The following is a 20,509-nucleotide window of genomic DNA, read 5'->3' on the forward strand; positions in this document are numbered from 1 at the left end:
GTGCGACGTCACGCCGCAGGTAGCGACCGGTCGGGATGAACGGCCGATGACGATCCCCCCTCCGCTGGCGTATTCAGGTAACCGACAACGGAGCCGGAGGAGGATCGCGCGTGGCACAGGCGTACGCGGCGGCGGTGGAGAGCCTCCGCCCGAGGCCGCCGGCCGAGGCCGGGGAGACGGGCCGCCTCACCATCGAGCGCGCGGTCGGGCTGCTGGCCGGCCGGGCCCGCTGCCGCCTGGCCGACGCGTACCGGCACCTGCTGCGGATGGCCGCCGAGGAGGACCGCAGCCTGCTCGAGGTGGCGTCCGGCGTCATCCGGATGCTGGACGTGGCCGACGGCGACACCACCATCGACGTCCCGGGCGGGCTGGCCGACCGGCTGGCCGGCACCGAGCGCCTGGGCAACCTCGGCTGGGGCGAGTGGGACCTGGTCAGCGGCGAGATCTACTGGTCCGACCAGCTCTACCGGATCTACGACCGGGATCCCCGGCTCGGCCCCCTCGTGCCGGGCGCCGACCCGGACGCGCTGGACGAGGACGAGCCGCTGCGGCTGGCCGCCCGGGCACAGCTCGAGCGGGGCGGCCGGGTCGACATGGTGACCCGCGTGCGCGTCAACGGGCGGGTCAAGCACCTGCGTACGGTGGCCGACGCGACCCGGGACGCCGACGGCCGGCCGCTGCGGGTCTACGGCATCGTGCAGGACATCACCGCGCAGGAGACCGGGGCCAAGCGGCTCGCCGAGGTCGAACGCCAGCTCGTCGAGCAGCGCCGCAGCCTGGCCGCCGAGCACGAGCTGGCCGGCCGCCTGCAGCGCATCATCCTGCCGCTGCCCGACGGCCCGATCGTGCTGCCCGGCCTCAAGGTGGCGCTGCGCTACCTGCCGGCCGGTCAGGAGAGCCTGGTCGGCGGCGACTGGTATCACGCGGCCGAGCTGCGTGACGGCTCGGTGCTGCTGGCCGTGGGCGACGTGGCCGGGCACGGCACCCAGGCGGCCACGACCATGGCCCAGCTGCGGCACGCCCTGCGCGCGCTGGCCGTCACCACGAGCTGTCCGGCCGAGCTGCTCGGCCATCTGAACACGCTGGCCTGCGAGCTGGCCCGGGAGACGCCCGAGCTTGCCTCGACCGCCGTGGTCGCCCGGTTCGACCCGGCCCGCAACGAGATCGTCTGGGCCCAGGCCGGGCACCCGCCGCCGCTGCTGAGCCGCGGCGGTCGGACGGCGCCGCTCGAGCGTCCGGCGGGTCCCATGCTGGGCGTCGTCGACGACGCCACGTACGCCACCGCCCGGCTCGACTTCCACGTGGGCGACGTGCTGCTGCTCTACACCGACGGGCTGGTCGAGCACCGCCGGCGGGGGCCGGACGACGGCCTGGCCTCGGTGATCGCCACGGTCGACGAGGCCGTGCGGGCGTCGCCCGGTCAACCGCTGGCCCAGCTGCTGGCCCGGTTGCGCCAGACCAACCCGGACGACGACACCTGCATCCTGGCCGCCCGTCCCGTTACCGGAGAAACGCGGGATCTGCGCCGATATCTGGCATCTGCGACGCCGCGCGCCTGATCCGGGGGATCATGGCGGCCGTGGGGGGTCGCACGTACGGTGTCCTGTCGCCCTTCGTCGGGGGCGACTACTACGGGACCATCATCGCGGGGGCGAACCGGGCGGCTGTGTCCGGCGGCGACCGGGTGCTCGCGCTGCAGGCCCTCGACCCCGGCTCCTACACCGCCGACCGCAGCGGGTTGCCCGACTACCGGCGCCCGGTGTCGTGGGGCCGGGTCGCCGGCCTGATCGTGCTGACCGGCGCGGTGCACCCGTCGTACGTCGAAGGGGCCCTCGCCGCCGGCCTGCCGGTGGTGACGGTCGGCCACAGCGTCGCGGGCTGCTCATCGGTCTTCGCCGACAACAGCTCCGGCGTCCGCTCCGCCGTCGGCCACCTGGTCGGCCACGGCCACGAGCGGATCGCCTTCGCCGGCCACCTCGCCCACCAGGACATCCGGGAGCGGTACGAGAGCTACGGCAGCGCCCTGGCCGGCCACGGCCTGACGGCGCCGCCGGATCTGGTGTTCGACGCCGGGGACAACCACGAGAGCGGCGGCGAGGCGGTGGCCGACCGGCTGGCCGCCGCCGGGATGCCGGCCACGGCCGTCGTCTGCGGGACCGACCGCAACGCGATCGGCCTGATCCGCCGGCTGGCCGAAGCCGGCCGGACGGTTCCGGCGGACCTCGCGGTGATCGGCTTCGACGACATCGCCGACGCGATGTACATGCGGCCCAGCTTGTCGACCGTGCGTCAGGCGTCGGACGACATCGGCGCGGTCGCGGTCGCCCTGCTGTCCGAGCTGGCCGGCGTCGAGGGCGCGGCCCCGGTCGTCCGGCGGGTGCCGACCGGGCTCGTGACCCGCGACTCCTGCGGGTGCCCGCCGACCGGCCTGCCGGTCACCGAGGACCTCACCCGCTACCTGTTCGGTCAGGTCTGCAAGCTGCAGGCCACGCTGGACGTCCAGCACCTGCTCGGCGTCGAGCTGCTCGGCGCGCACGACCACGACCCGCGCGAGCTGGGCTGGCTGAAACGGACCACGGCGTTCGCCGGCTGCCTCGGCCTGTGGCGCGACGACGCCGTGCCGGCGCTCGACACCGAGCTGCGCGTCGAGGGGGAGTACCCGGCCGGCCACGACGTCGTCGGCGCCACGATGCCGGTGAGCGAGTTCCCGCCGCCACGACTGTTCGAGCTGGCCGACGGCGCGGCCGGTGAGGCCGTCTTCGTCGTGCCCATCCGCAGCGCGATCCGGGACTGGGGCGTGCTCGCCGCCGTGGGCCAGATCCAGGAGGCCACCCCGCCGGGCAGCGAGATGATGAACCATTCGGGCGCTCTGCTGGCCGCGTCGCTCGACCGCGGGGCGATGGTGGCCGCGCTGCGCGAGCAGGAGCAGCGGCTGCGCGACGCCGCCCTGCACGACCCGCTCACCGGCCTGCCCAACCGGGTGCTGCTGGCCGACCGGCTGCGGCAGGCCGGGCTGCGCGCCGCGCGGCAGGCCGGGCACCGCTTCGCCGTGCTGCTGCTCGACCTCAACGGCTTCAAGGCGGTGAACGACTCGCTGGGCCACGCGGCCGGGGACGTGCTGCTCGTCGAGGTGGCGCGGCGGCTGACCGGGCTGCTGCGCGAGTCGGACACGGTGGCCCGGCTCGGCGGTGACGAGTTCGTGGTGCTGCTCGACGGGCTCCCGGCCGACGGCGCCGAGACGCTGGTGCGGGACACCATCGCGGCCCGGCTGACCGAGCCCTACCTGATCGACGGGGGCCGGGTCTCGGTCGGCGTGAGCATCGGCGTAGCCCTCAGTGGCGAGGACGGCGCCGGACCGGACGACCTGCTGCGCCGGGCCGACGCGGCGATGTATCAGGCCAAGCAGGAAGCCAGGGTCAGGGCAGGCTCCAGTTCTGGGCCGAGTCACCCGAGCACGAGGTGACCGTGGTCGTGCCGCCCACCCGTCCGGGGTCGGTCAGGCAGCCGCCGCCGGACGAGTTGACCAGGGTGCCGCCCGGTCCGGAGCGCCACTGACCGGCGTCGTCGTCGCCGCACGCGCCGATCCGCACGGTGCCGTCGCCGGTCGACCGGGCGCACTTGCTGCCGACCTTCAGCGTGCCGTCGGTGGCCAGGGTGAAGGTCTGCGCGGACACCGACAGGCACGAGTTCACCTGCACCGGGGCGCCGTTGCCGCCGAGCAGCCCGCCGCGGGCCAGGCAGCGGCCACTGGCCGCGGTGATCTTCCCGGTGCGGTCGGACGCCGGCGGGGCGAGCGTGGGGTCGGTGGTCGGCACGGCGCTCGTCGCGGTCGGCGTCGCCGTCGGCGCCGGCCCGGGCGCGACGGGCACCGATCCGCTCGGTGCGACGGGCACGAGCGGCTGCAGGGACGCCCCGGCCGAGGCCGGAACGGAGACCGAGGCGCTGGGGGAGACGCTCGCCGACCCGCTCGCCGACGTCGTCCCGGACGGCGCCGCGCTGCGGATCTGGTCGAGGGGCGCCTGTCCCGGGGCGGCCGGCAGCGCGACGCCGGGCTGGGGCAGTTCGGGGTCGGCGGCCGGGCCGAAGATCAGGTAGCCGACGACGCCGAGGGCGACCAGGACCCCGCCGGCGAAGATGCCGGCCCGGGCCAGCGGGTGCAGGGTCAGCCGCGGCTTCTTCGGCGCGGGCGGCGGCTGGTCCTCGACGGCCGGGTGCGCGAGGGTGTCGTCCTCCTCGACCGGCAGCGGAGCGGTCTCCGGCCAGGTCTCGGGTTCCTCGTCGGGAGCCCGTTCGGCCTCGGCGACGGCCCTCACGTACGGCCGCACCAGCACGGGGTCCTCGCGCTTCTCGTCGTCCGCCATGGCTCTCCCAGCACGATCGCGGTCCACGGTGGACCGGTAGGAGAACATACGCCATATCCGTTCGTATCGATCACCCGATACCGGACTATTACCGTACGCATTGGTCTGACCATGTGACCGTTAACCGGTTGCCCGCCGGGAGAAGATGATCGTCATGGATCGTCCCGAGGTCTCCTGTGTCTTCGTCTGCACGACGGCGGCGGAAAGCTCCTGCTCGCGCGTCGTTCCGCCCGGGCCCGCGACGAGCCGGGCGCCTGGGACTGCGGCGCCGGCGCGCTCGAGTTCGGCGAGACCTTCGAGGCGGCGGTCACCCGCGAGGTCACCGAGGAGTACGCGACCCCGCCGCTCGCCATCGACCTGCTCGGCGTCCGCAACGTTCTGCGTCCCGGCACGCACTGGGTCGCGGTCGTCTTCGCCGTACGCCTCGACCCGGCCGCAGCCCGCCTCGGCGAGCCGCACAAGTTCGACGAGCTCGGCTGGTTCCCGCTCGACGCCCTGCCCGGGCCCCGGCATTCGCAGCTGGCGGCGACGCTGGAGCTGTTCACCGCCTGAGGGCAGCGCCGGACCCGCAGAAGTCCGACGTATGGGAAGAATCGCCCCGGGTACGTCGAGGTCATGCACCGGTACGGGGATGAGGTGGCGGCGATCGCCCGGCCCCTCGTCGACGACGGCGACCTGGACGTCCTGCTCGACCGGGTGGGCGACGCCCGGGTCGTGATGATCGGCGAGGCCAGCCATGGCACGCACGAGTACTACGTGTGGCGCCAGGCGCTGACCCGGCGGCTGATCGCCGAACGCGGTTTCTCGTTCGTCGCCGTCGAGGGCGACTGGCCCGACTGCGAGCGGGTCGACGCGGCCGTCCGCGGTGGGCCGGCGACGCCGATCGAGGCGCTGCTCGGCTACGAACGGTGGCCGACCTGGATGTGGGCCAACGAGGAAGTGCTCGACTTCGCCGGCTGGTTGCGCGGGTTCAACGCCTCCCGCGAGACCAAGGTCGGCTTCCACGGGCTCGACGTCTACTCGATGTGGGAGTCGTTGCGCGAGATCCTGACCTGGCTGCGCGAGCACGACCCGGAGCGGGTGGACGCCGCCCTGGCCGCCTATCACTGCCTGTCCGCGTACTCGGAGGACCCGCAGTCGTACGCCTGGGCGACGAAGTTCCTGCGGGCGAGCTGCGCCGACGACGTCGTCCGCATGCTCGTCGACCTGCGCGGCCGCGAGCTGGCGGTGTGGCAGAACGCCGAGGTGGTGGCCGGCGCCGAGCACTACTACCGCGCGATGGTCGCCGGTGGCCCGACGGCCTGGAATGTGCGCGACCGGCACATGGACGCCACCCTCGCCCGGCTGCTCGACCACTACGGCGACGGCTCCCGGGCGGTCGTCTGGGCCCACAACACGCACGTCGGCGACGCGAACGCCACCGACCAGGCCGCGCTCGGCGAGGTGACGATCGGGTCGCTGGCCCGCGAACGCCACGGCGCCGCCCAGGTGGTCCTCGTCGGTCTGGGCGGTCACCGGGGCTCGGTCGTCGCCGGTCGTGGCTGGGGCGCGCCGATGACGGAACTGCCCGTGCCGCCCGGCCGGCCCGGATCGCTCGAGGACGTCCTGCACGCCACCGCTCCCGAGCAAGCGCTGTTCGTCTTCCCGCCGCCCGGCGAGCGTCCCGCCCTGCTCGTCGACGAGCTGCCGCACCGGGCGATCGGCGTCGTCTACCGCCCTGAGGCTGAGCAGCTCGGCAACTACGTGCCGTCGGTGCTGGGTGACCGCTACGACGCTTTCCTCTGGTTCGACGAGACCCGGGCGCTCCGCCCGTTGCATCCGCTTCACGTGGACACGCACGAACTGGAGACGTACCCGACTGGGGTTTGACATCGCGGCGCTCCGGCGTATTCTCAACCTATCAGTTTATAAGCCAGGTGGTTGTCATGCCGGATCCGATCGACGGCGTCTTCGCCGCACTAGCCGACCCCACGCGCCGCGCGATCCTCGCCCGGCTCGCCACGGGCGACGCGACCGCGGGCGAGTTGGCCGCCGACTTCCCCATCAGCGCCCAGGCGGTCTCGAAGCACCTCAACGTCCTCGAGACCGCCGGTCTGATCGTCCGCACCCGCGAGGCCCAGCGGCGATGGTGCCGCATAGTCCCCGCCCAGGTGCGCTCGGTCGCCGACTGGGCGTCGCAATACGAACGCCTCTGGGAAGAGCGGTACGACGCGCTCGACGACTACTTGGGCCGCCTGCAACAGCAGCAGCCGAAACCACAGGAGGAACCATGAGCCTCGACGTCCAGACCCCCACCGCCACGACCATCGTCATGAGCCGCTCCTTCGACGCCCCCCGCGAGCTCGTCTTCGCCTGCCACACCCAGCCCGAGCACATCGGCCACTGGTGGGGCCGCGGCAACCCGGTCGACGTCTCGCTCGACTTCACCGTCGGCGGCAAGTGGCGTTTCGTCGAACACGCCGACGGCACCGAGCACGCCTTCCGCGGCGAGATCAAGGCCATCGACGCCCCGAACGGCTTCACCTGGACCTTCGAGTACGAGCCCATGGCCGGCCACATCCTCAGCGAGCAGTACGTCTTCACCGAGGACAACGGCAAGACCACCGTCACCTCGACGTCCACGTTCGACAACCAGGCCGACCGCGACGGCATGATCCAGTCCGGCATGGAAAGCGGAGCCGAACAGTCCTACGCCGCCCTCGACACCTACCTGGCCAAGCTCGCCTGAGGCGGGTCACCAACCGCTTCAGGCCGACCGCTCCGAAGTCAGAAGCCGATGTCGTAGCGGGGGGCTGCTTCCGCTTCAAGAGACTGGACCGCTGCGAAGTCAGAAGCCGATGTCGTAGCCGGGTGGGGGGTTCGGCTGCTGCCGGTCAGATGACCGGGCCGCTGCGAAGTCAGAAGCCGATGTCGTAGCCGGGTGGCTGTTCCGACCGCTGCTCACGCCGAGGGCCCGGGTGAGGCGAGCAGGGCGCCAGGGCGCCCAGAACGCTCACCCCACCCGGGCGACCTGCGTGCGCGGTTGCGCTCCCGACAACCAGTCAAAGGCAGCGGCCACCACTCCCGCCCCCGACGGCGTTTCCGCTGACTGGAACGCGATCAGGGCCGCCGCCGGAATCGTCCGGGCCGTCTTGGTCTGGTAGTCCGCCCACCCGGTCGGCGAGCAAATTGTGGAACTGTGCCGGGGAACGCCGGCGGTCGGGGCCAACACCACCATGCGGTCGCCGTCGGCAAAGCCCAGGGGGAGTGGTGTGGCACTGCCCGGGGCGGACGCCGTGGTCACCATGACGAGGGCGCTGCCCGCGGACCGGCGACGCGGCGGGTGCGCCACGCCGCAGCCCGGCTGCCCTTCGGAACGCGCCTATGGCGCGGGCGTGAAACGGGGAGAAGTGTGGCAGGCCGACCTGAACGGTCAGCGGCCGATCGTCGTGCTCGGCGTGGGGAGTTCCGGGGACGAGGTGCGGGCGATCCAGATCGTGGCTCCGGCCACCGAGGAACAGAAGCGCGGCTGCGTCCTGCTGGATCCTGAGGCGCTCGACACCGCGGTCGCGGACGAGGTGGCCATCACCGGCGTCGAGGTGCCGTTGTGGCCAGGGTTTGCCGTTGACCGGTTGACCGCGTTGAAGCCGATAGGTCAAGCCGGTCCGACGGAGCGAACGGCGGAATGCCGGCGCCCAAGTGAGCTGGCGTCGCCTGGCGACTTTTGGGCAGGCAAAGCCGAAACGGACTTCTAGTCTGATGCGTCAGCGCCTTGCGGAGAAGTAATCTGCCGCCGTGATCAGCGACGATGCGAAACCGAGCCGGGGTTCTTGGCGGGTTGTGTGGCGGGCGCTGCGGGTGGGACATGGTGACGATCCCCGCTATGCGGCGTTGACGTGGCAGACCGGCGACCGCAACGTCCGCAACGGCTGGCTTTTTGTCTTCTTCGCAGTATGTCTCGCGATCCAGGCAATCCTGGTCGTTGTCCGCCTGGCACGCGGTGACGAGTTGTCCGACACCGTCGCAACCGCCGCGACCGCCATGTGCTTGGCGGTAGGTCTTGGGTTCATCTGGGTGGCGCGCCAGAGAAGCAAGCGTTACCTGGAGCGCAACAGCGCACCTCCCCAGCCAGGGAGTGGGTGGTGACGGCCAGGAAGCGCCCGTGGTGGCAATTCTTTCAAACGCCCGCCTACGGTTTTGTGATGGGCGCGTTGTTTTTGCTCCTCGCCGCGTCGTACTGGCGAGCAGTGACAACTGATGACGACCAGCGGGTCGAGCACATCGTCCTCGGCGCAGTATCGACACTGGGAGCTATCGGCTTTCTAGGCTCTGCGACAGTGCAGCTGCGACGGAAACGACGCGAACCGCAGGATTGACCGGCGTCATGGGGGTGGAGCCTTCCCAGCGATGAGCCGACTGCAGCGATGACCCTTTCAAGCACTCGCACATCTGCGTCCAGCGTTGAGTCGGCCAAGGCCGCTCGGCCGAGCATTCCGATGGAGGCCCTGCCGTACGAGGGCCGCGTCTTCTGCACCTGGGAGGTCACCCTGGCCCCCTCGCATCTCGCCGAGCGGCTGGTCCAGTTGCCGGCGGACAGGGCGCATCAGCTCGACACCGCCCGCCGCCTGGCCGGCGCTCTGGGTGAGGCCTGAGCTCACCGACTCAGTACGGTCGCCTCACGAACCTCCGGATAGGACGGTGGCTTCCAGGGGTCGCCCCGGGTGGCGGCCCGCAGGAACGATCCCGCGTAGTCGACCGTGACGGTCAGCGCGCGACGGCCGTCGATGGTGCCCAGCGGAAGGGTCCACCGCACCGGCGCGGACACCCGGTAGGCCGCGAAGTCGGTGAACGACAACCGGCCCGCGCCCGAGACGGTGAAGGCGCGACCGGCCGGTGCGGCAGCGGCGCCCGCGTTGAGCAGCAGCAGGGGCCGGCTGAAGCCGTCCGCGGCCGCCGCGCCGGAAGGGGTGCCGTCGAGGGAGACGGCGCCGGCGCAGCGCCCGTCGAGACGGCACGCCTCGATCGCCGCGGTGCCGCCGAGGCCGTGACCCAGGTACGCGATCTCAGCGCTGTCGGCGTTGGCGGCGAACTGCAGCGTCGCCCGTTCGGCCACGAACCGGGCGTCGGCCGCCCACACCGCGACCAGCTGGTCCTTGCGTCCGGCGGCGGAACCGGCGGCGCTCGCGGTCACCGGCCGGCCGTCGAGCACGGTGAGACGGGAGCTGTAGGTGGGGGTCACGCCGACGACCACGTTGCCGCGCGCGGCCAGCCCGGAGGCGACCGCGGCGTACTGGGGCGCCGAGAGCCCCAGGTCGGGCAGCAGCACCACGACCGGGAAGCGGCCGGGGGCCACCGGCACCTCGTCGCGGGTGCCGGTGCGTACCCGGCCCAGCGCGGTCGACGCCCAGCCGAACCGATGCAGGCCGGCCCACTCACCCGGCGCGTAGGCCGATTCCGGGCCGGCAGCGCCGGCCGCCGCCGGATACCAGACCCAGGTCGACAGCATGCGCGGCGTGCCGCCGATCGGCGCGAATTGATCGGTACGGGAACGGTCGACCCACAGGCCGGTCACCCGCCCGACGGGGAACTCGCCGCTCGGTGCGACGCTGACCGCGCGGTGCGCTTGCGCTCTCGCGTACGTCAGGAAACCTGCGAGCACCACGAGCAGCGCCGCCGTCGCCGCCAAGATCCGCCCCATCCGCACCGATGCATTGTGGCGGTCCGATGCCCGGCATGTCCGGCCCGTCCCGCATAGCGGCCGGACTGACGCGGGGCCCACCGCCCGGCTCATCGGAGCGGACGCCTGTGGTCCCGTGGGCAGCCGGTATTTCCTGGTCATTAACCAAACGGATTTCCGCAACCCTTTCGAGGATGTGATCACATACGGCGCAGGCGGTCGACGCGGCATGCATTCTCGCCTTAAAGTGAGACGGCAGTGACACGCAGGGTTACGGAGGGTGAGATCGTGCTGGACGTGCGGACGGTCGGTGACGGCAGCGTGGTGATCACCCCGCGCGGGCCCGCCGACGCCGAGCGCGGCGGCGAACTTCGCCGGGTCCTGGTGCACACCGTGCGCCGTGTTCGCCCGTTTCGCCTGATCGTCGACTTCTCCGAGGTGCTCGAGATCGACCCGCTGGATGCCGGCTCGGTCGCCGCGGCCTGCGAATTGGGTGACGATCACAAGGTCACCGTGTTCGTCGACAACCCGCGCGGCGAGGTCGCCCAGCGGCTCACGGCTGCCGGTGTCCCGCGCCAGAGGTTACGCCACGCAACCGCCTGAAGAATGGCGTGTGGACGTCAGGTAAACAATAAAAGGGCCCAGGAATGGTGCCGGTCCTCTTGCCCGAAATGATCGTTCCGGCTTTTCAAGTAAGGCCCGGATTGCCAGAACCGTCGAGCCCGGCTCCATGAGAAACAGGACGCCCGCATCAAGTCCCACAGCCTCGAGCCGAGGCCGCCGGACCGAGCGGGCCGGCTCGGCTGAGTTCCTCTGAGCGGACGGCGCAGCGGGTGGCCACCGGCGCGGTGCCCATGTTGGCGGCGGCTCCAGCGCGACTGCCGGCGACCGGGCTTGTCATCCCGGCGTAAGCCGAGCCGGCCTGATTCCGCGCCGTGTCCCGGCGAGACGCCCGGCGAAACAGCTTCTGCCGGGTGGCCGGGAGCTGAGCCGTGGTGGCCGTTCCTGTGCGGTCGACTGCGCGAGGACGCTCGGTGGAGCAGGTTCCGCCGAGTTGCCGGAGCCTGAGCCGTGCCCGTTCCTGCGCGGCCACCTGCGCGAAGATGCCCGGCGGAAGGGGTTCCGCCGGGCATCTGTGGTACCGATCGAGGTGCGGGCCGACGCTTGGTGTTCTGGTCGGTGCCTGGTCGCGTCGGCCGGTCGTGCTCAGTTGGTGGTGTCGGCCAACTGCTTGGCGCGCTCGGGCCAGGACGGCAGCGTGGGCGCCAGGCGCAGGCCGGCCGAGGTGACGGCGGTCCGCAGGGTCACGATGTCGGTCTCGGAGAGCTGCTGGAACGTGATGATCCCGCTCGCGGCGAGGGCCATCGCCATCTTCGGGCCGATGCCGGGGATCTTGGTGAGATCGTCGGGCTCGGTGACCGACACGGCGACCGGTGCGGGCACCGCGTCCACCTCGTCGGCCTCGGCGATGCCGGGCACGGCGGCCGTGGTGTCCGAGGAGAACACGATCGGCCTAGGAGCGGCGACGGGCTCGGCGACCACGGGAGCCGCGACCACCGGCTCGGTGACGGGCTCGAGGAAGCCGGCCGGCGCCGGGGCGGGCTCACCAGCAGCGAGCGGCTCGGTGCTCACCACCGGCTCCGCACCGACCGCAGACTGCACACCGACTGCAGAGTCCGCGTCGACCGCAGACTGCGCACCGACCGCAGAATCCGCGTCGACCGCAGACTGCGCACCGACCGCAGGCGTCGCAGCACCGAGCGGTTCGACCGCAGCAGCCGACTCCGCCACGACGGCGGGCTCGGCTACCACCGCGGCCACGACGGCCGGCTTGGGCTTGGCCGGCGCCCGGGTCCGGGTGGCACGCGGCTTCGGCGCGGGCTTGGCCTTGGCGGCGGACTCGGGTTCGCGAACGACGGGCGGCCCGGTGACGGCGACCGGTTCGGCGGCAGCCCCGACGGCGACCGGCTCGGGCCGGGCCGGGCTGATCGGCTCCGGCGTGGCGACCGCCACCGGCTCCGGCGTTCCGACCGGCTCGTGAGTGGCCGGCTCGTGAGTGGCCGGCTCGTGAACGACCGGCTCGTGAGTGGCCGGCTCGTGAACGGCCGGCTCGTGAGTGGCCGGCTCGTTGTCGGCCCGCTCGTTCTCGGTGATCGACTCGGGCTTCACGGCGGGCGGGATCTCGGCGACCGGCTCGTCGGTCGGGGAAGCGTCAGCAACCCCGGTCGGTGAGGTGTGCGGGTCGGTGACGGCGACGGGATCGGCAGCCGGCGAGGCGAGCGGTTCGGCCTTCGGCTCGTCCTCGGTGGTTGTGTCTTCGGCGGCCGGCGCCGACGTAATGGTCGTGGCGGCGGCGGGGGCGGGCGTCTCGGCCGGGGCGGGCTTGGCGGACCGCTGACCGCGCACCAGCCACCCTGCCACGAATCCGACGACGACCCCGGCAACAAGGGAGAGGAACGATGCCATCTGAAGGGCTCCGAAACAATGAGAGCTGCGTATGTGGCGCGCAGCATCGCACATCCGCCCGTATGTGCACCATGAGGGTCGTACGACGGAGCAAGAAATCGATCACCAGCCGTCAATGGCCGGTCACCCCGGCAGCGATCCGCAAAGGACCGGAAACAAACGAACGCTTATCGGCGTCGCCGTGCCGCGACCACCAGGGCCACGCCGCCGGCCGCCAGCGCGACCTGCAGCGCCAGCTCGATCCAGTCGACGCCGCCGGTGTCGTCCACCCCGATCGCCGCGGCCAGGAACGTTCCCAGCAGCGCGGCCACGACGCCGATCAGCAGCGTCAGCCAGATCGGGATGTTCTGCCGGCCGGGCAGGACCAGGCGGCCCAGCGCCCCGATGATGAGACCGACGATGATGGCGGTGAAGAACCCGGAGATCTCCATGACGGCTCCCGTCTGGTGGAACGGAGACTCCAGCATGACGCAGCCGCGCCGATTCAGACAGCGGCTTCCGTGCTGGGCCGGCCGCGCTTGGCTGCCTGGATCTGTTCGTACACATGGGTGCGCAGTTCGGTGAAGCGCGGATCGGCCCGGGTGTGCAACTGGTCGCGCTCGGCCGGCAGGTCGATCGTGATCTCGTCCTGGACCACGGTGGGCGACGACGACAGCATGACCACCCGCCGGCCCAGATAGACCGCCTCGTCGATGTCGTGGGTGATGAACAGGACCGTCACCCGCAGGCGCTGCCACAGGGCGCGCACCAGATCCTCGAGGTCGGCGCGGGTCTGCGCGTCGACCGCCGCGAACGGCTCGTCCATCAGCAGCGTCGACGGCTCGTAGGCCACCGCGCGGGCGATGGCGACGCGCTGCTGCATGCCGCCGGACAACTGCCACGGGTACGCCTTCTCGGTGCCGGCCAGGCCGACCGCGTCCAGCGTCTCCTCGACGAGAGCCGTCCGGCGTTCCCGCGGCAGCTTCTTCTGCTTCAGCGGCAGCTCCACGTTGTCGCGCACCGACATCCACGGGAACAGACTCCGCCCGTACTCCTGGAACACCATCGCCAGACCCGGCGGCGGACCGCTCACCGGATGCCCGTCGAGCCGGACCGTGCCGGCGGTCGGCTCGAGCAGCCCGGCGATGCACCGCAGCAACGTCGTCTTGCCACAGCCGGACGGCCCGACCAGGCACACGAGGTCGCCGTTGTCGACGGTGAACGTCAGGTCGCGCAGAGCCTCGACCTCCCGCTCGCCCGAGCGGTAGACCTTCTTCAGCGAAGTGACCTCAAGCATGGGCGCCCCTCATGACCGGCGCTGCGCCTCGCGCAGACCGTGGTACCAGCGGAGAGCTCGTCCCTCGACGAGCCGGAACAGCAGCGACAGCACGAATCCCAGCAACCCGAGCAGGATGATCCCGCTCCACATCTCGGGGATCGCGAAGCTGCGCTGGAACTGCACGATGGTGAAGCCGAGCCCGTTGCTGGCGGCGAACATCTCGCTGATCACCATGAGGATGATCGCGATCGACAGCGCCTGCCGCAGACCGGCGGCGATCTGTGGCGACGCGGCCGGGAGGATCACGCGCGTCAGGCGGGCCGGGCCGCCGATCCCGTACGCCCTCGCGGTGTCCAGCTGCACGCCGTCCACCGCCCGCACGCCCTCGACGGTGTTGAGCAGCACCGGCCAGACACACCCGAAGACGATGACGATGACCTTCATGCCGTCCCCGATGCCCGCGAACAGCATGATGACGGGGACGAGCACGGGCGGCGGGATGGCCCGGAAGAACTCCAGCACCGGCTCGACCGTGGCCCGCACCCGCCGGTTCAGGCCGATGACGACGCCGGCGGCCACGCCCAGCACCGCCGCCAGGGCATAGCCGGCCAGGAGCCGCAGCAGGCTGGGCACCACGTCGGCCCCGAGCCGGTCGAGCGTCCACGTCTCGCCGAACGACTCGAGGATCTGCCGCAGCGGGGGAGCGTAGAAGTTCTCGCTGCCCGCGCTGAGCACGAACCAGGCCGCGAGCAGCACGACCGGCAACCCCAGGACGTACGCGGCCCGCCTCACGCCGGAACCTCTCCTCGTACGGATTGATGCCAGGCCAGGGACCGGCGCTCGAACACCCGGGCGGCCAGATTGATGGCCACCCCGAGCAGTCCGGTCACCGCGATCAGGGCGTACATCAGGGGAACGGCACCCGAGCTCTGCGCCACCGCGATCGACCGGCCCAGCCCCGGCGCGCCGATCACCAGCTCGGCGGTGACGGCCAGCACCAGGGCCACCGACGCGGCCAGCCGTACGCCGGTGAAGACGTACGGCAGCGCGGTCGGCCAGAGCACGTGCCGGACCCGCGCCCACGGGCCGAACCGGAAGCTCCGCGCGGTCTCGTCGGCGATCGGGTCGACGTCGGCCACCCCGTAGAGCACCTGCACGAGCACCTGCCAGAACGCGGCGTAGACGACGAGCAGCAGCGTCGACCCCAGGTCGGTGCCGTAGAGCAGCACCGCCAGCGGGATCAGGGCCACCGACGGGATGGGCCGCAGAAACTCGATCGTGGACGCCGTCGCCTCCCGCAGCACCGGCACCGCCCCGATCACGATGCCCACCACCACGCCCGCCGTCACCGCGATGGTGAGGCCGATCGCCCAGCCCAGAAGGGTGTCGCCGACGGCCTGCCAGAACTGCGCGGTGCCGAGCTCGTCGCCCAGCGCGGCCGCTATCCGGCTGGCCGGCGGAAGGTACGCGTCGTTCACCAGCCCGAGCCGCGGCAGCGCCTCGACGAGGACCAGCAGACCGGCCGGCCCGGCCAGGCCGAGCAGGCCGGTGCGCTGTTTCACCGAGAGGCCCGGGTCATGGGAGCAGCTTCGCCACATCGGGTGTGGCGTCGCCGAAGATGCCGTCCTGAGCGCCCAGCTTGGCCAGCGTGTCGACCGACGCCTGGTTGATCTCGGTGGGCCACTTCGGGAGGGTGATCGCGCCCCGGGTCTTCTCGTCGATCTTGGTGTAGCTGCCGAGGACCGCGCGCACCTCGTCGGGGTGGCTGCCGGCGTACGTCAGCGACTCGTTGACCGCCTCGGTGAACCGCTTGACCAGGTCGGCGTCCTCACCGGCGAGCTTGGCCGAGGTGAAGTAGGCGGCCACCGTGAGGTCGGGCGCGGCGTCGACGTAGTTCGAGGCCACCAGCCGTCCACCGGCCGCCTTGACCTCGGACAGCTGCGGCTCGACGACCCAGGACGCGTCGACCTGCCCGTCGGCCAGCGCGGCCGGGGCGTTCGGGAACGGCATCTCGACGAAGGTGATGTTCCGCGGATCGCCGCCGGCCTTGCGCACGGATTCCCGTACGGTCGTGTCGCCGATGTTCTTGAGGGTGTTGACCGAGACCTTCTTGCCCGCGAGGTCGGCCGCGGTCTTGATCGGGCTGTCCGCCGTGACCATCACGCCGCCGAAGTCCTTGCCCGCCTCGCCGGTCGACGCGACCCCGGCCGCGACCGTCTTGATCGGCACGTTCTTGGTCTGCGCGATCAGCAGCGAGGTCATGTTGCTGAAGCCGAACTGAAACTGTCCACTCACGACGCCCGGCACGATCGCCGCGCCGCCCTGGCCGCTCTCCATCGTCAGCTCGATGTCGCGGTTGCTGAAGAAACCCTTCTGCTGGCCCAGATAGATCGGGGCCACGTCGACGATCGGGATGACGCCGACCTTGACCTTGTCGACGCCGTCGCCGCCGGTGTCGCCGCCCGATCCGCCGGAGGACCCGCAGGCGCCCACCGAGCCGATCAGCGCCACCAGCGCCATCCCCATCGCCATCCCCGTGAAGCCCCGTCGCATTCGTTTCCTCCGGTCAGCTGTGCGCATAGCGAACGAAAGTTCTCGATGTGAACGCTAGGATGTGCGGTGTGTCACGTCAACGACGGTCGTCGATACCGTTATGAGACAGCCGCATCACGTCCAGTCGCTGGAACGCGGCCTCGCCGTCATCCGGGCCTTCGACGCGCATCGTCCCGAGCTGACCCTCAGCGAGGTGGCGAGGATCTGTGACCTCACCCGGGCCGCCGCCCGCCGCTTCCTGCTGACCCTGGCCGACCTGGGCTACGTGCGCACGGACGGCCGGTTGTTCAGCCTCACGCCGCGCGTGCTCGAGCTCGGCTACGCGTACCTGTCGAGCCTGTCGCTGCCCGACGTCGCCGCGCCCCACCTCGAGCGGCTGGTGGCCCAGGTGCACGAGTCCTCCTCCTTGTCCATTCTGGACGGCGACGACATCGTCTATGTGGCCCGCGTGCCCACGAGCCGCATCATGGCGGTTTCGATCAACCTGGGCACCCGCTTTCCCGCGTACGCGACCTCGATGGGCCGGGTGCTGCTGGCCGCACTCCCGCCGCCCGACCTGGAGGCGTACCTGACCCGGGTCCGGCTCGACCGCCTGACCGCCCGCACGGTGACCAGTGCGGCGGCTTTGCGCGCGGAGCTGACCCGGACCGGCGCCCAGGGCTACGCCATCGTCGACCAGGAACTGGAGGAGGGACTGCGCGCGATCGCCGCCCCCATCCACGACCGCTCCGGCGCGGTCGCCGGCGCCGTGAACGTCTCGGTCCACGCAGCCCGGGCAACGCCGGACGTCATGCGCCGCCGCTTGCTCCCCCCACTACTGGCCACCACAGCCGCCATCGACGCCGACCTACGCCTCAAAACCCACCACGCCCAACGCGCCTGACGTCCTCTTCGGGCCGACGCCGCAGGCCAGAGGCGTCAGGGCGCGTCTGGTGGATCACGCGGGGCTGCGGCGTGGCCCAGCCCGCGCCTGACGGCGTCCACAGGACGGCCCAATACAACACCGGTATTGGACCGCCCTGCGGCCGACGTCAGCCACGACCTGGACCGCGCCTCACTCCCACGTGATCCACCAGACGTGCCCTAAGGTAACGGTCCATGGACATGTTGAAAGGCCCCCAGATCGCCGAGGCCGCCCTGACCGACTGGCGCAAGCTGGCCCAGGGACTGCATGCCCGCTATGTGACCGAGAACTTCGGCGCCGCCGCCCGGTTCATCACCGCGGTGGGCGAGGCAGGCGACGCGCTCAGCCACCACCCGCGCGTGTCGATCGGCACCGGCTACGTCGACTTCAAGCTGAGCACCGACGACGCCATCTACCGCGACGACGAGGGCACCGAGCACGTAGTCGAATGGGTGACCCAACAGGACGTGGACCTCGCGCGCCGCATCACCGAGATAGCCGCCGAACACCACCTCGCCGCCGATCCCGCCGCGGTCAGCGTGATCGAGCTCGGCCTCGACACAGCACACTCCGCGACCATCGCCCCGGTATGGGCCGCCCTGCTGACCGGCACCGCCGAGGCCCAGGGCCGCGGAACCCCCGGCGACGAGATCCGCGACGCCACCGCCCGCGTCCCCAACCTCTGGTTCGGCGACGCCGACGACAACACACCCCCCACCCAGCGCTTCCACGTCGAGGTCTATGTAGCCCCCGAGACAGCCCCCCAACGCATCGCCGCCGCCGTAGCCGCCGGCGGAACCATCGTCGACAACACCAGCGCCCCCGCGCTGACCGTCATAGCCGACCAAGACGGCAACAAAGGCGTGATCTGCACCGACGCCTCCGCCACAACAAAAGCCTGACCGCCCGACTCAGCCACAGCCCCTTCGGCACGCAAGATCAAACCTTGTGAACGACTTGGCCGCCGAGATTGTTATATTCCGACCGTCGGGCCCGCACCCCGTGCGTTATTGCTCAACGTGTCTTGCTAAGAGCTCTCAACGGGATCTTTTCAGTCCAGTTGATCACGATGCAGGCGATACTTAACGAGGCCGTCGTGGATGCCGAGGCGCGTTCCGGCGATTGGTTTTCCATATCGTCTAGCTACAGTCCATCGCGCCAATAATCGACGGGTGCTTTATTGGTCAGTTCCCAGGCTTCCTTGCCACGCCGTTCCGGTTTGCACCAAAACTCCATCCCTACCTATGCTTTGCCGTTGCTCGCTCTCCCCCAAGGAAAGCCGCTTCATGTCACCGAAGGTTAGGTGTCGATCGCCGGGTTGGTCGTTCTCATTAAATAAGCCCAACAATTCTAGACCGTCGCCGCCGCCGCCACGCAGGGCCGCGTCTACGAAGCCCACCTGCAAACCGACGGTAAGATCGACGGCATAAAGGTGCCTAGTGTAGTATTGCCGACCAGATATATCCACCTGGCGAAATAGGTCCCCATCCGTTATGGCGGCTGCTAGCGGCCTGTAATATGCGAGTAGAATGTCCGCCGCCGTTGGCCCACTTTCTTCCCCTGTGCTCTCCGGATCTCGCAATAGCGCTTTCCATGCGCCGTCATAAAAATGCGCAGCGTGTACATATGGCCTGTGGACGCCCGTATGAAGTACTCGAGGCAGGCTGGCTGCTTGAGCCTTCGCCCGGTCGATCGTCGGTGTATCGATCGGATGTGTTCTGCCCTTCACTTCGATGGCCACGCTTCCCGCGTGAGGACGAATGCCGTAGAAGTCCGGCCTGCTTCCACGGAGCTTGCGACCCATTGCCCGCAGGATCTCGTCAACCCTTGCGACTGCTGGAACGCCCATAGTGTCGGCAAACAACTTCATGGAGACTTGGCCCAAAAAGAATGTGACGGCACCCTTCTCTGAAGGGTCTAGACTCCAAAATTCGTCGGTAGCGATGATTCTGTCTTGGCGGTCAGTAGACAGGTTCGCTCGAACTAAAGCGACTCGCCAAATCATCTCAAGAGCGCCGTGCGGTCCGATAGCTCCAGACCACGGCCCGTGCGTGGTCCCAAGGCTAACGGCTGCGCGTGCTATGTGCTGCCATGAGACAGTCAGTACACCCTGGCGTCGGATCCAGCTGCGGGGAAAGCCATGCGCATCGAAAGTTATGGTGGGCATGAGTCGTATCGTATCCGACAGGCCGACCGGATAAATAAACACTTAAGTAGCATTGACTGCATGTACTCAACTCGGGCGTGAACGTTACCGGCATCAGCCGTGCCCTCGACCTTCTCGGTGGCGGGCCGACCCGGCCGGACGCGACGCCGGGTCGCCACACTGCTGGCCAACAAGGGTTACAGCAGCGAGGCATTCCGCCAGCCTTCCACTATCGCGGCATCGACCCGATCATCTCGAAGCTGAAGCTGAAGCTGAAGCTGAAGACACAAGGCATCCAAGGTTCCGTCGCCTCACCGTGCTCTGGTGACGATGCCTCGACATCCACGACGGCCTCGTCAGCCTCGCCTGCGTCCTGATCAACTTGCGCAGAGAGATTGTGCTGGGAGCTCGAAGCCCCACGGCTCGAGTTCGGGTTGCCATGTGCACGCTACCGAACTGCCGCCGCGCGAGCTCCGAGTTGCCGTGTGCTCGCTACCAAGCGCCCACCGCCTGGGCCCCGGGGCGCCGTGCGTGCGCCACCAACCCGACGCCGCCCGAGCTCCGGGCTGCCGTGCGCTCGACGCCAAGCCGCGCCCGCCTGGGCTCCAGCTGCCGTGTGAGCGCCTCCAAGCCTCCACCCCGTAGGCCGCCGCTCCCACCTCGACCGCTCACCCACCCCTCACCACCCTGCGCCGAGCATCCCCGGCCACGTGGCTTCCGCTGCCCCCCTGACGAACCAGGCCAAGCCCTCGTCGCCAAGCCCACCGCGCCGGCAGCCGGCCCACAACGCCCCGACCAGCCAAAAACCCGCGGCCGGCCAGGCATCCCCGCGCAGCGGCAGATGCCCGCCCACCGGGAGGGGACCGCCCCCCAAGCCCAGCACCCACCAGCAGCAACCACCCACCCACCCGCGACGCGCTGACCGCAAGCGGCACGGTCCTGCTCCCGTGACCCACCCCCCAGATCCGCCCGCCCACACCGCTTCCCCCCGGTGACCACAGCGCGGCAGCCAGACCCCCCACCCGCCAGGTGACCGCCCACCCCGGCCCCGCGATCAGCAGCCCGCGACCCACCACGATGCCGCCAGGGCCCACCCCCCAAGGTCGGGGCCGAGGGTGACCAAGCTCAGACATAGATGCCTTACCGTCCGAGCTTGGTCACCCTC

22 protein-coding genes are annotated in these 20,509 nt (G+C 70.6%); 14 read left to right on the forward strand and 8 right to left on the reverse strand.

Annotation, left to right across the window (positions count from 1 at the left end):
- Nucleotides 1-110: 110 nt before the first annotated feature.
- A complete protein-coding gene (locus HJC40_RS38805; protein WP_250008564.1) occupies nucleotides 111-1,559 on the forward strand; it encodes a SpoIIE family protein phosphatase in 1,449 nt (482 codons plus the stop codon).
- A gap of 20 nt (nucleotides 1,560-1,579) precedes the next feature.
- Nucleotides 1,580-3,463, forward strand: coding sequence for a GGDEF domain-containing protein (locus tag HJC40_RS38810; RefSeq protein WP_250008565.1), 1,884 nt, complete (start codon nucleotides 1,580-1,582; stop codon nucleotides 3,461-3,463).
- On the opposite strand, the gene HJC40_RS38815 is transcribed toward HJC40_RS38810, so the two are convergent.
- Nucleotides 3,417-4,361, reverse strand: coding sequence for a ricin-type beta-trefoil lectin domain protein (locus tag HJC40_RS38815; protein ID WP_250008566.1), 945 nt, complete (start codon nucleotides 4,359-4,361; stop codon nucleotides 3,417-3,419). The two genes, HJC40_RS38810 and HJC40_RS38815, sit on opposite strands and share 47 nt — an antisense overlap.
- A gap of 210 nt (nucleotides 4,362-4,571) precedes the next feature.
- Here HJC40_RS38815 and HJC40_RS38820 point away from each other — a divergent pair, with 210 nt between their 5' ends.
- The 8 genes from HJC40_RS38820 (at nucleotide 4,572) to HJC40_RS38855 (ending at nucleotide 8,992) form a co-directional block, all read left to right on the forward strand.
- Nucleotides 4,572-4,913, forward strand: a complete 342-nt coding sequence (locus tag HJC40_RS38820; protein WP_250008594.1) for an NUDIX domain-containing protein — start codon at nucleotides 4,572-4,574, stop codon at nucleotides 4,911-4,913.
- A 63-nt stretch (nucleotides 4,914-4,976) separates the two neighbouring features.
- On the forward strand, nucleotides 4,977-6,230 hold the full coding sequence (locus tag HJC40_RS38825) for an erythromycin esterase family protein (RefSeq protein WP_250008567.1): 1,254 nt from the start codon (nucleotides 4,977-4,979) through the stop codon (nucleotides 6,228-6,230).
- Nucleotides 6,231-6,286: 56 nt separating this feature from the next.
- Complete coding sequence (locus HJC40_RS38830) at nucleotides 6,287-6,634, forward strand: helix-turn-helix transcriptional regulator (RefSeq protein ID WP_250008568.1); 348 nt, start codon at nucleotides 6,287-6,289, stop codon at nucleotides 6,632-6,634.
- Nucleotides 6,631-7,089 (forward strand): SRPBCC family protein, encoded by a 459-nt coding sequence (locus tag HJC40_RS38835; protein WP_250008569.1) that lies wholly within the window; start codon nucleotides 6,631-6,633, stop codon nucleotides 7,087-7,089. The genes HJC40_RS38830 and HJC40_RS38835 overlap by 4 nt, the downstream gene beginning before the upstream one ends.
- 523 nt (nucleotides 7,090-7,612) lie before the next feature.
- Nucleotides 7,613-8,095 (forward strand): hypothetical protein, encoded by a 483-nt coding sequence (locus HJC40_RS38840; RefSeq protein ID WP_250008570.1) that lies wholly within the window; start codon nucleotides 7,613-7,615, stop codon nucleotides 8,093-8,095.
- A gap of 40 nt (nucleotides 8,096-8,135) precedes the next feature.
- The gene (locus HJC40_RS38845) at nucleotides 8,136-8,486 is read left to right on the forward strand and encodes a hypothetical protein (RefSeq protein WP_250008571.1); all 351 of its coding nucleotides are present in this window, start codon (nucleotides 8,136-8,138) and stop codon (nucleotides 8,484-8,486) included.
- Entirely contained in the window at nucleotides 8,483-8,716 is a 234-nt protein-coding gene (locus HJC40_RS38850) for a hypothetical protein (protein ID WP_250008572.1), read from the forward strand. Before HJC40_RS38845 ends, HJC40_RS38850 begins: the two co-directional genes overlap by 4 nt.
- A 120-nt stretch (nucleotides 8,717-8,836) precedes the next feature.
- Nucleotides 8,837-8,992 carry a hypothetical protein gene (locus tag HJC40_RS38855; RefSeq protein ID WP_250008573.1) on the forward strand — a complete coding sequence of 52 codons (156 nt, stop codon included), beginning with the start codon at nucleotides 8,837-8,839 and terminating at the stop codon, nucleotides 8,990-8,992.
- A gap of 2 nt (nucleotides 8,993-8,994) precedes the next feature.
- On the opposite strand, the gene HJC40_RS38860 is transcribed toward HJC40_RS38855, so the two are convergent.
- Entirely contained in the window at nucleotides 8,995-10,038 is a 1,044-nt protein-coding gene (locus HJC40_RS38860) for a hypothetical protein (RefSeq protein ID WP_250008575.1), read from the reverse strand.
- 237 nt (nucleotides 10,039-10,275) lie between these two features.
- On the opposite strand from HJC40_RS38860, the gene HJC40_RS38865 reads away from it, so the two are divergent.
- Nucleotides 10,276-10,620 (forward strand): STAS domain-containing protein, encoded by a 345-nt coding sequence (locus tag HJC40_RS38865; RefSeq protein ID WP_250008576.1) that lies wholly within the window; start codon nucleotides 10,276-10,278, stop codon nucleotides 10,618-10,620.
- Nucleotides 10,621-11,223: 603 nt separating this feature from the next.
- Here HJC40_RS38865 and HJC40_RS38870 read toward each other — a convergent pair.
- The 6 genes from HJC40_RS38870 to HJC40_RS38895 all read right to left on the reverse strand — a co-directional run bounded on the left by HJC40_RS38870 (nucleotide 11,224) and on the right by HJC40_RS38895 (nucleotide 16,294).
- Nucleotides 11,224-12,483 (reverse strand): helix-hairpin-helix domain-containing protein, encoded by a 1,260-nt coding sequence (locus tag HJC40_RS38870; protein ID WP_250008577.1) that lies wholly within the window; start codon nucleotides 12,481-12,483, stop codon nucleotides 11,224-11,226.
- 167 nt (nucleotides 12,484-12,650) lie between these two features.
- Nucleotides 12,651-12,914 carry a GlsB/YeaQ/YmgE family stress response membrane protein gene (locus HJC40_RS38875; protein ID WP_250008578.1) on the reverse strand — a complete coding sequence of 88 codons (264 nt, stop codon included), beginning with the start codon at nucleotides 12,912-12,914 and terminating at the stop codon, nucleotides 12,651-12,653.
- A gap of 53 nt (nucleotides 12,915-12,967) precedes the next feature.
- On the reverse strand, nucleotides 12,968-13,759 hold the full coding sequence (locus tag HJC40_RS38880; protein ID WP_250008580.1) for an ABC transporter ATP-binding protein: 792 nt from the start codon (nucleotides 13,757-13,759) through the stop codon (nucleotides 12,968-12,970).
- 9 nt (nucleotides 13,760-13,768) lie between these two features.
- Entirely contained in the window at nucleotides 13,769-14,533 is a 765-nt protein-coding gene (locus HJC40_RS38885) for an ABC transporter permease (RefSeq protein WP_250008581.1), read from the reverse strand.
- Nucleotides 14,530-15,303 (reverse strand): ABC transporter permease, encoded by a 774-nt coding sequence (locus HJC40_RS38890; protein WP_250008582.1) that lies wholly within the window; start codon nucleotides 15,301-15,303, stop codon nucleotides 14,530-14,532. The genes HJC40_RS38885 and HJC40_RS38890 overlap by 4 nt, the downstream gene beginning before the upstream one ends.
- Before the next feature lie 13 nt (nucleotides 15,304-15,316).
- Nucleotides 15,317-16,294 (reverse strand): ABC transporter substrate-binding protein, encoded by a 978-nt coding sequence (locus tag HJC40_RS38895; RefSeq protein ID WP_250008583.1) that lies wholly within the window; start codon nucleotides 16,292-16,294, stop codon nucleotides 15,317-15,319.
- 100 nt (nucleotides 16,295-16,394) lie between these two features.
- On the opposite strand from HJC40_RS38895, the gene HJC40_RS38900 reads away from it, so the two are divergent.
- The 3 genes from HJC40_RS38900 (at nucleotide 16,395) to HJC40_RS38910 (ending at nucleotide 19,721) form a co-directional block, all read left to right on the forward strand.
- Nucleotides 16,395-17,177 (forward strand): IclR family transcriptional regulator C-terminal domain-containing protein, encoded by a 783-nt coding sequence (locus tag HJC40_RS38900; RefSeq protein WP_250008584.1) that lies wholly within the window; start codon nucleotides 16,395-16,397, stop codon nucleotides 17,175-17,177.
- 215 nt (nucleotides 17,178-17,392) lie between these two features.
- The gene (locus HJC40_RS38905; protein WP_250008586.1) at nucleotides 17,393-18,100 is read left to right on the forward strand and encodes a 4a-hydroxytetrahydrobiopterin dehydratase; all 708 of its coding nucleotides are present in this window, start codon (nucleotides 17,393-17,395) and stop codon (nucleotides 18,098-18,100) included.
- 1,342 nt (nucleotides 18,101-19,442) lie between these two features.
- On the forward strand, nucleotides 19,443-19,721 hold the full coding sequence (locus HJC40_RS38910; protein ID WP_250008587.1) for a hypothetical protein: 279 nt from the start codon (nucleotides 19,443-19,445) through the stop codon (nucleotides 19,719-19,721).
- Nucleotides 19,722-20,509 lie beyond the last annotated feature (788 nt).

This window comes from Actinoplanes sp. M2I2 (assembly GCF_023544445.1).
In the GTDB taxonomy this organism is placed as follows: domain Bacteria; phylum Actinomycetota; class Actinomycetes; order Mycobacteriales; family Micromonosporaceae; genus Actinoplanes.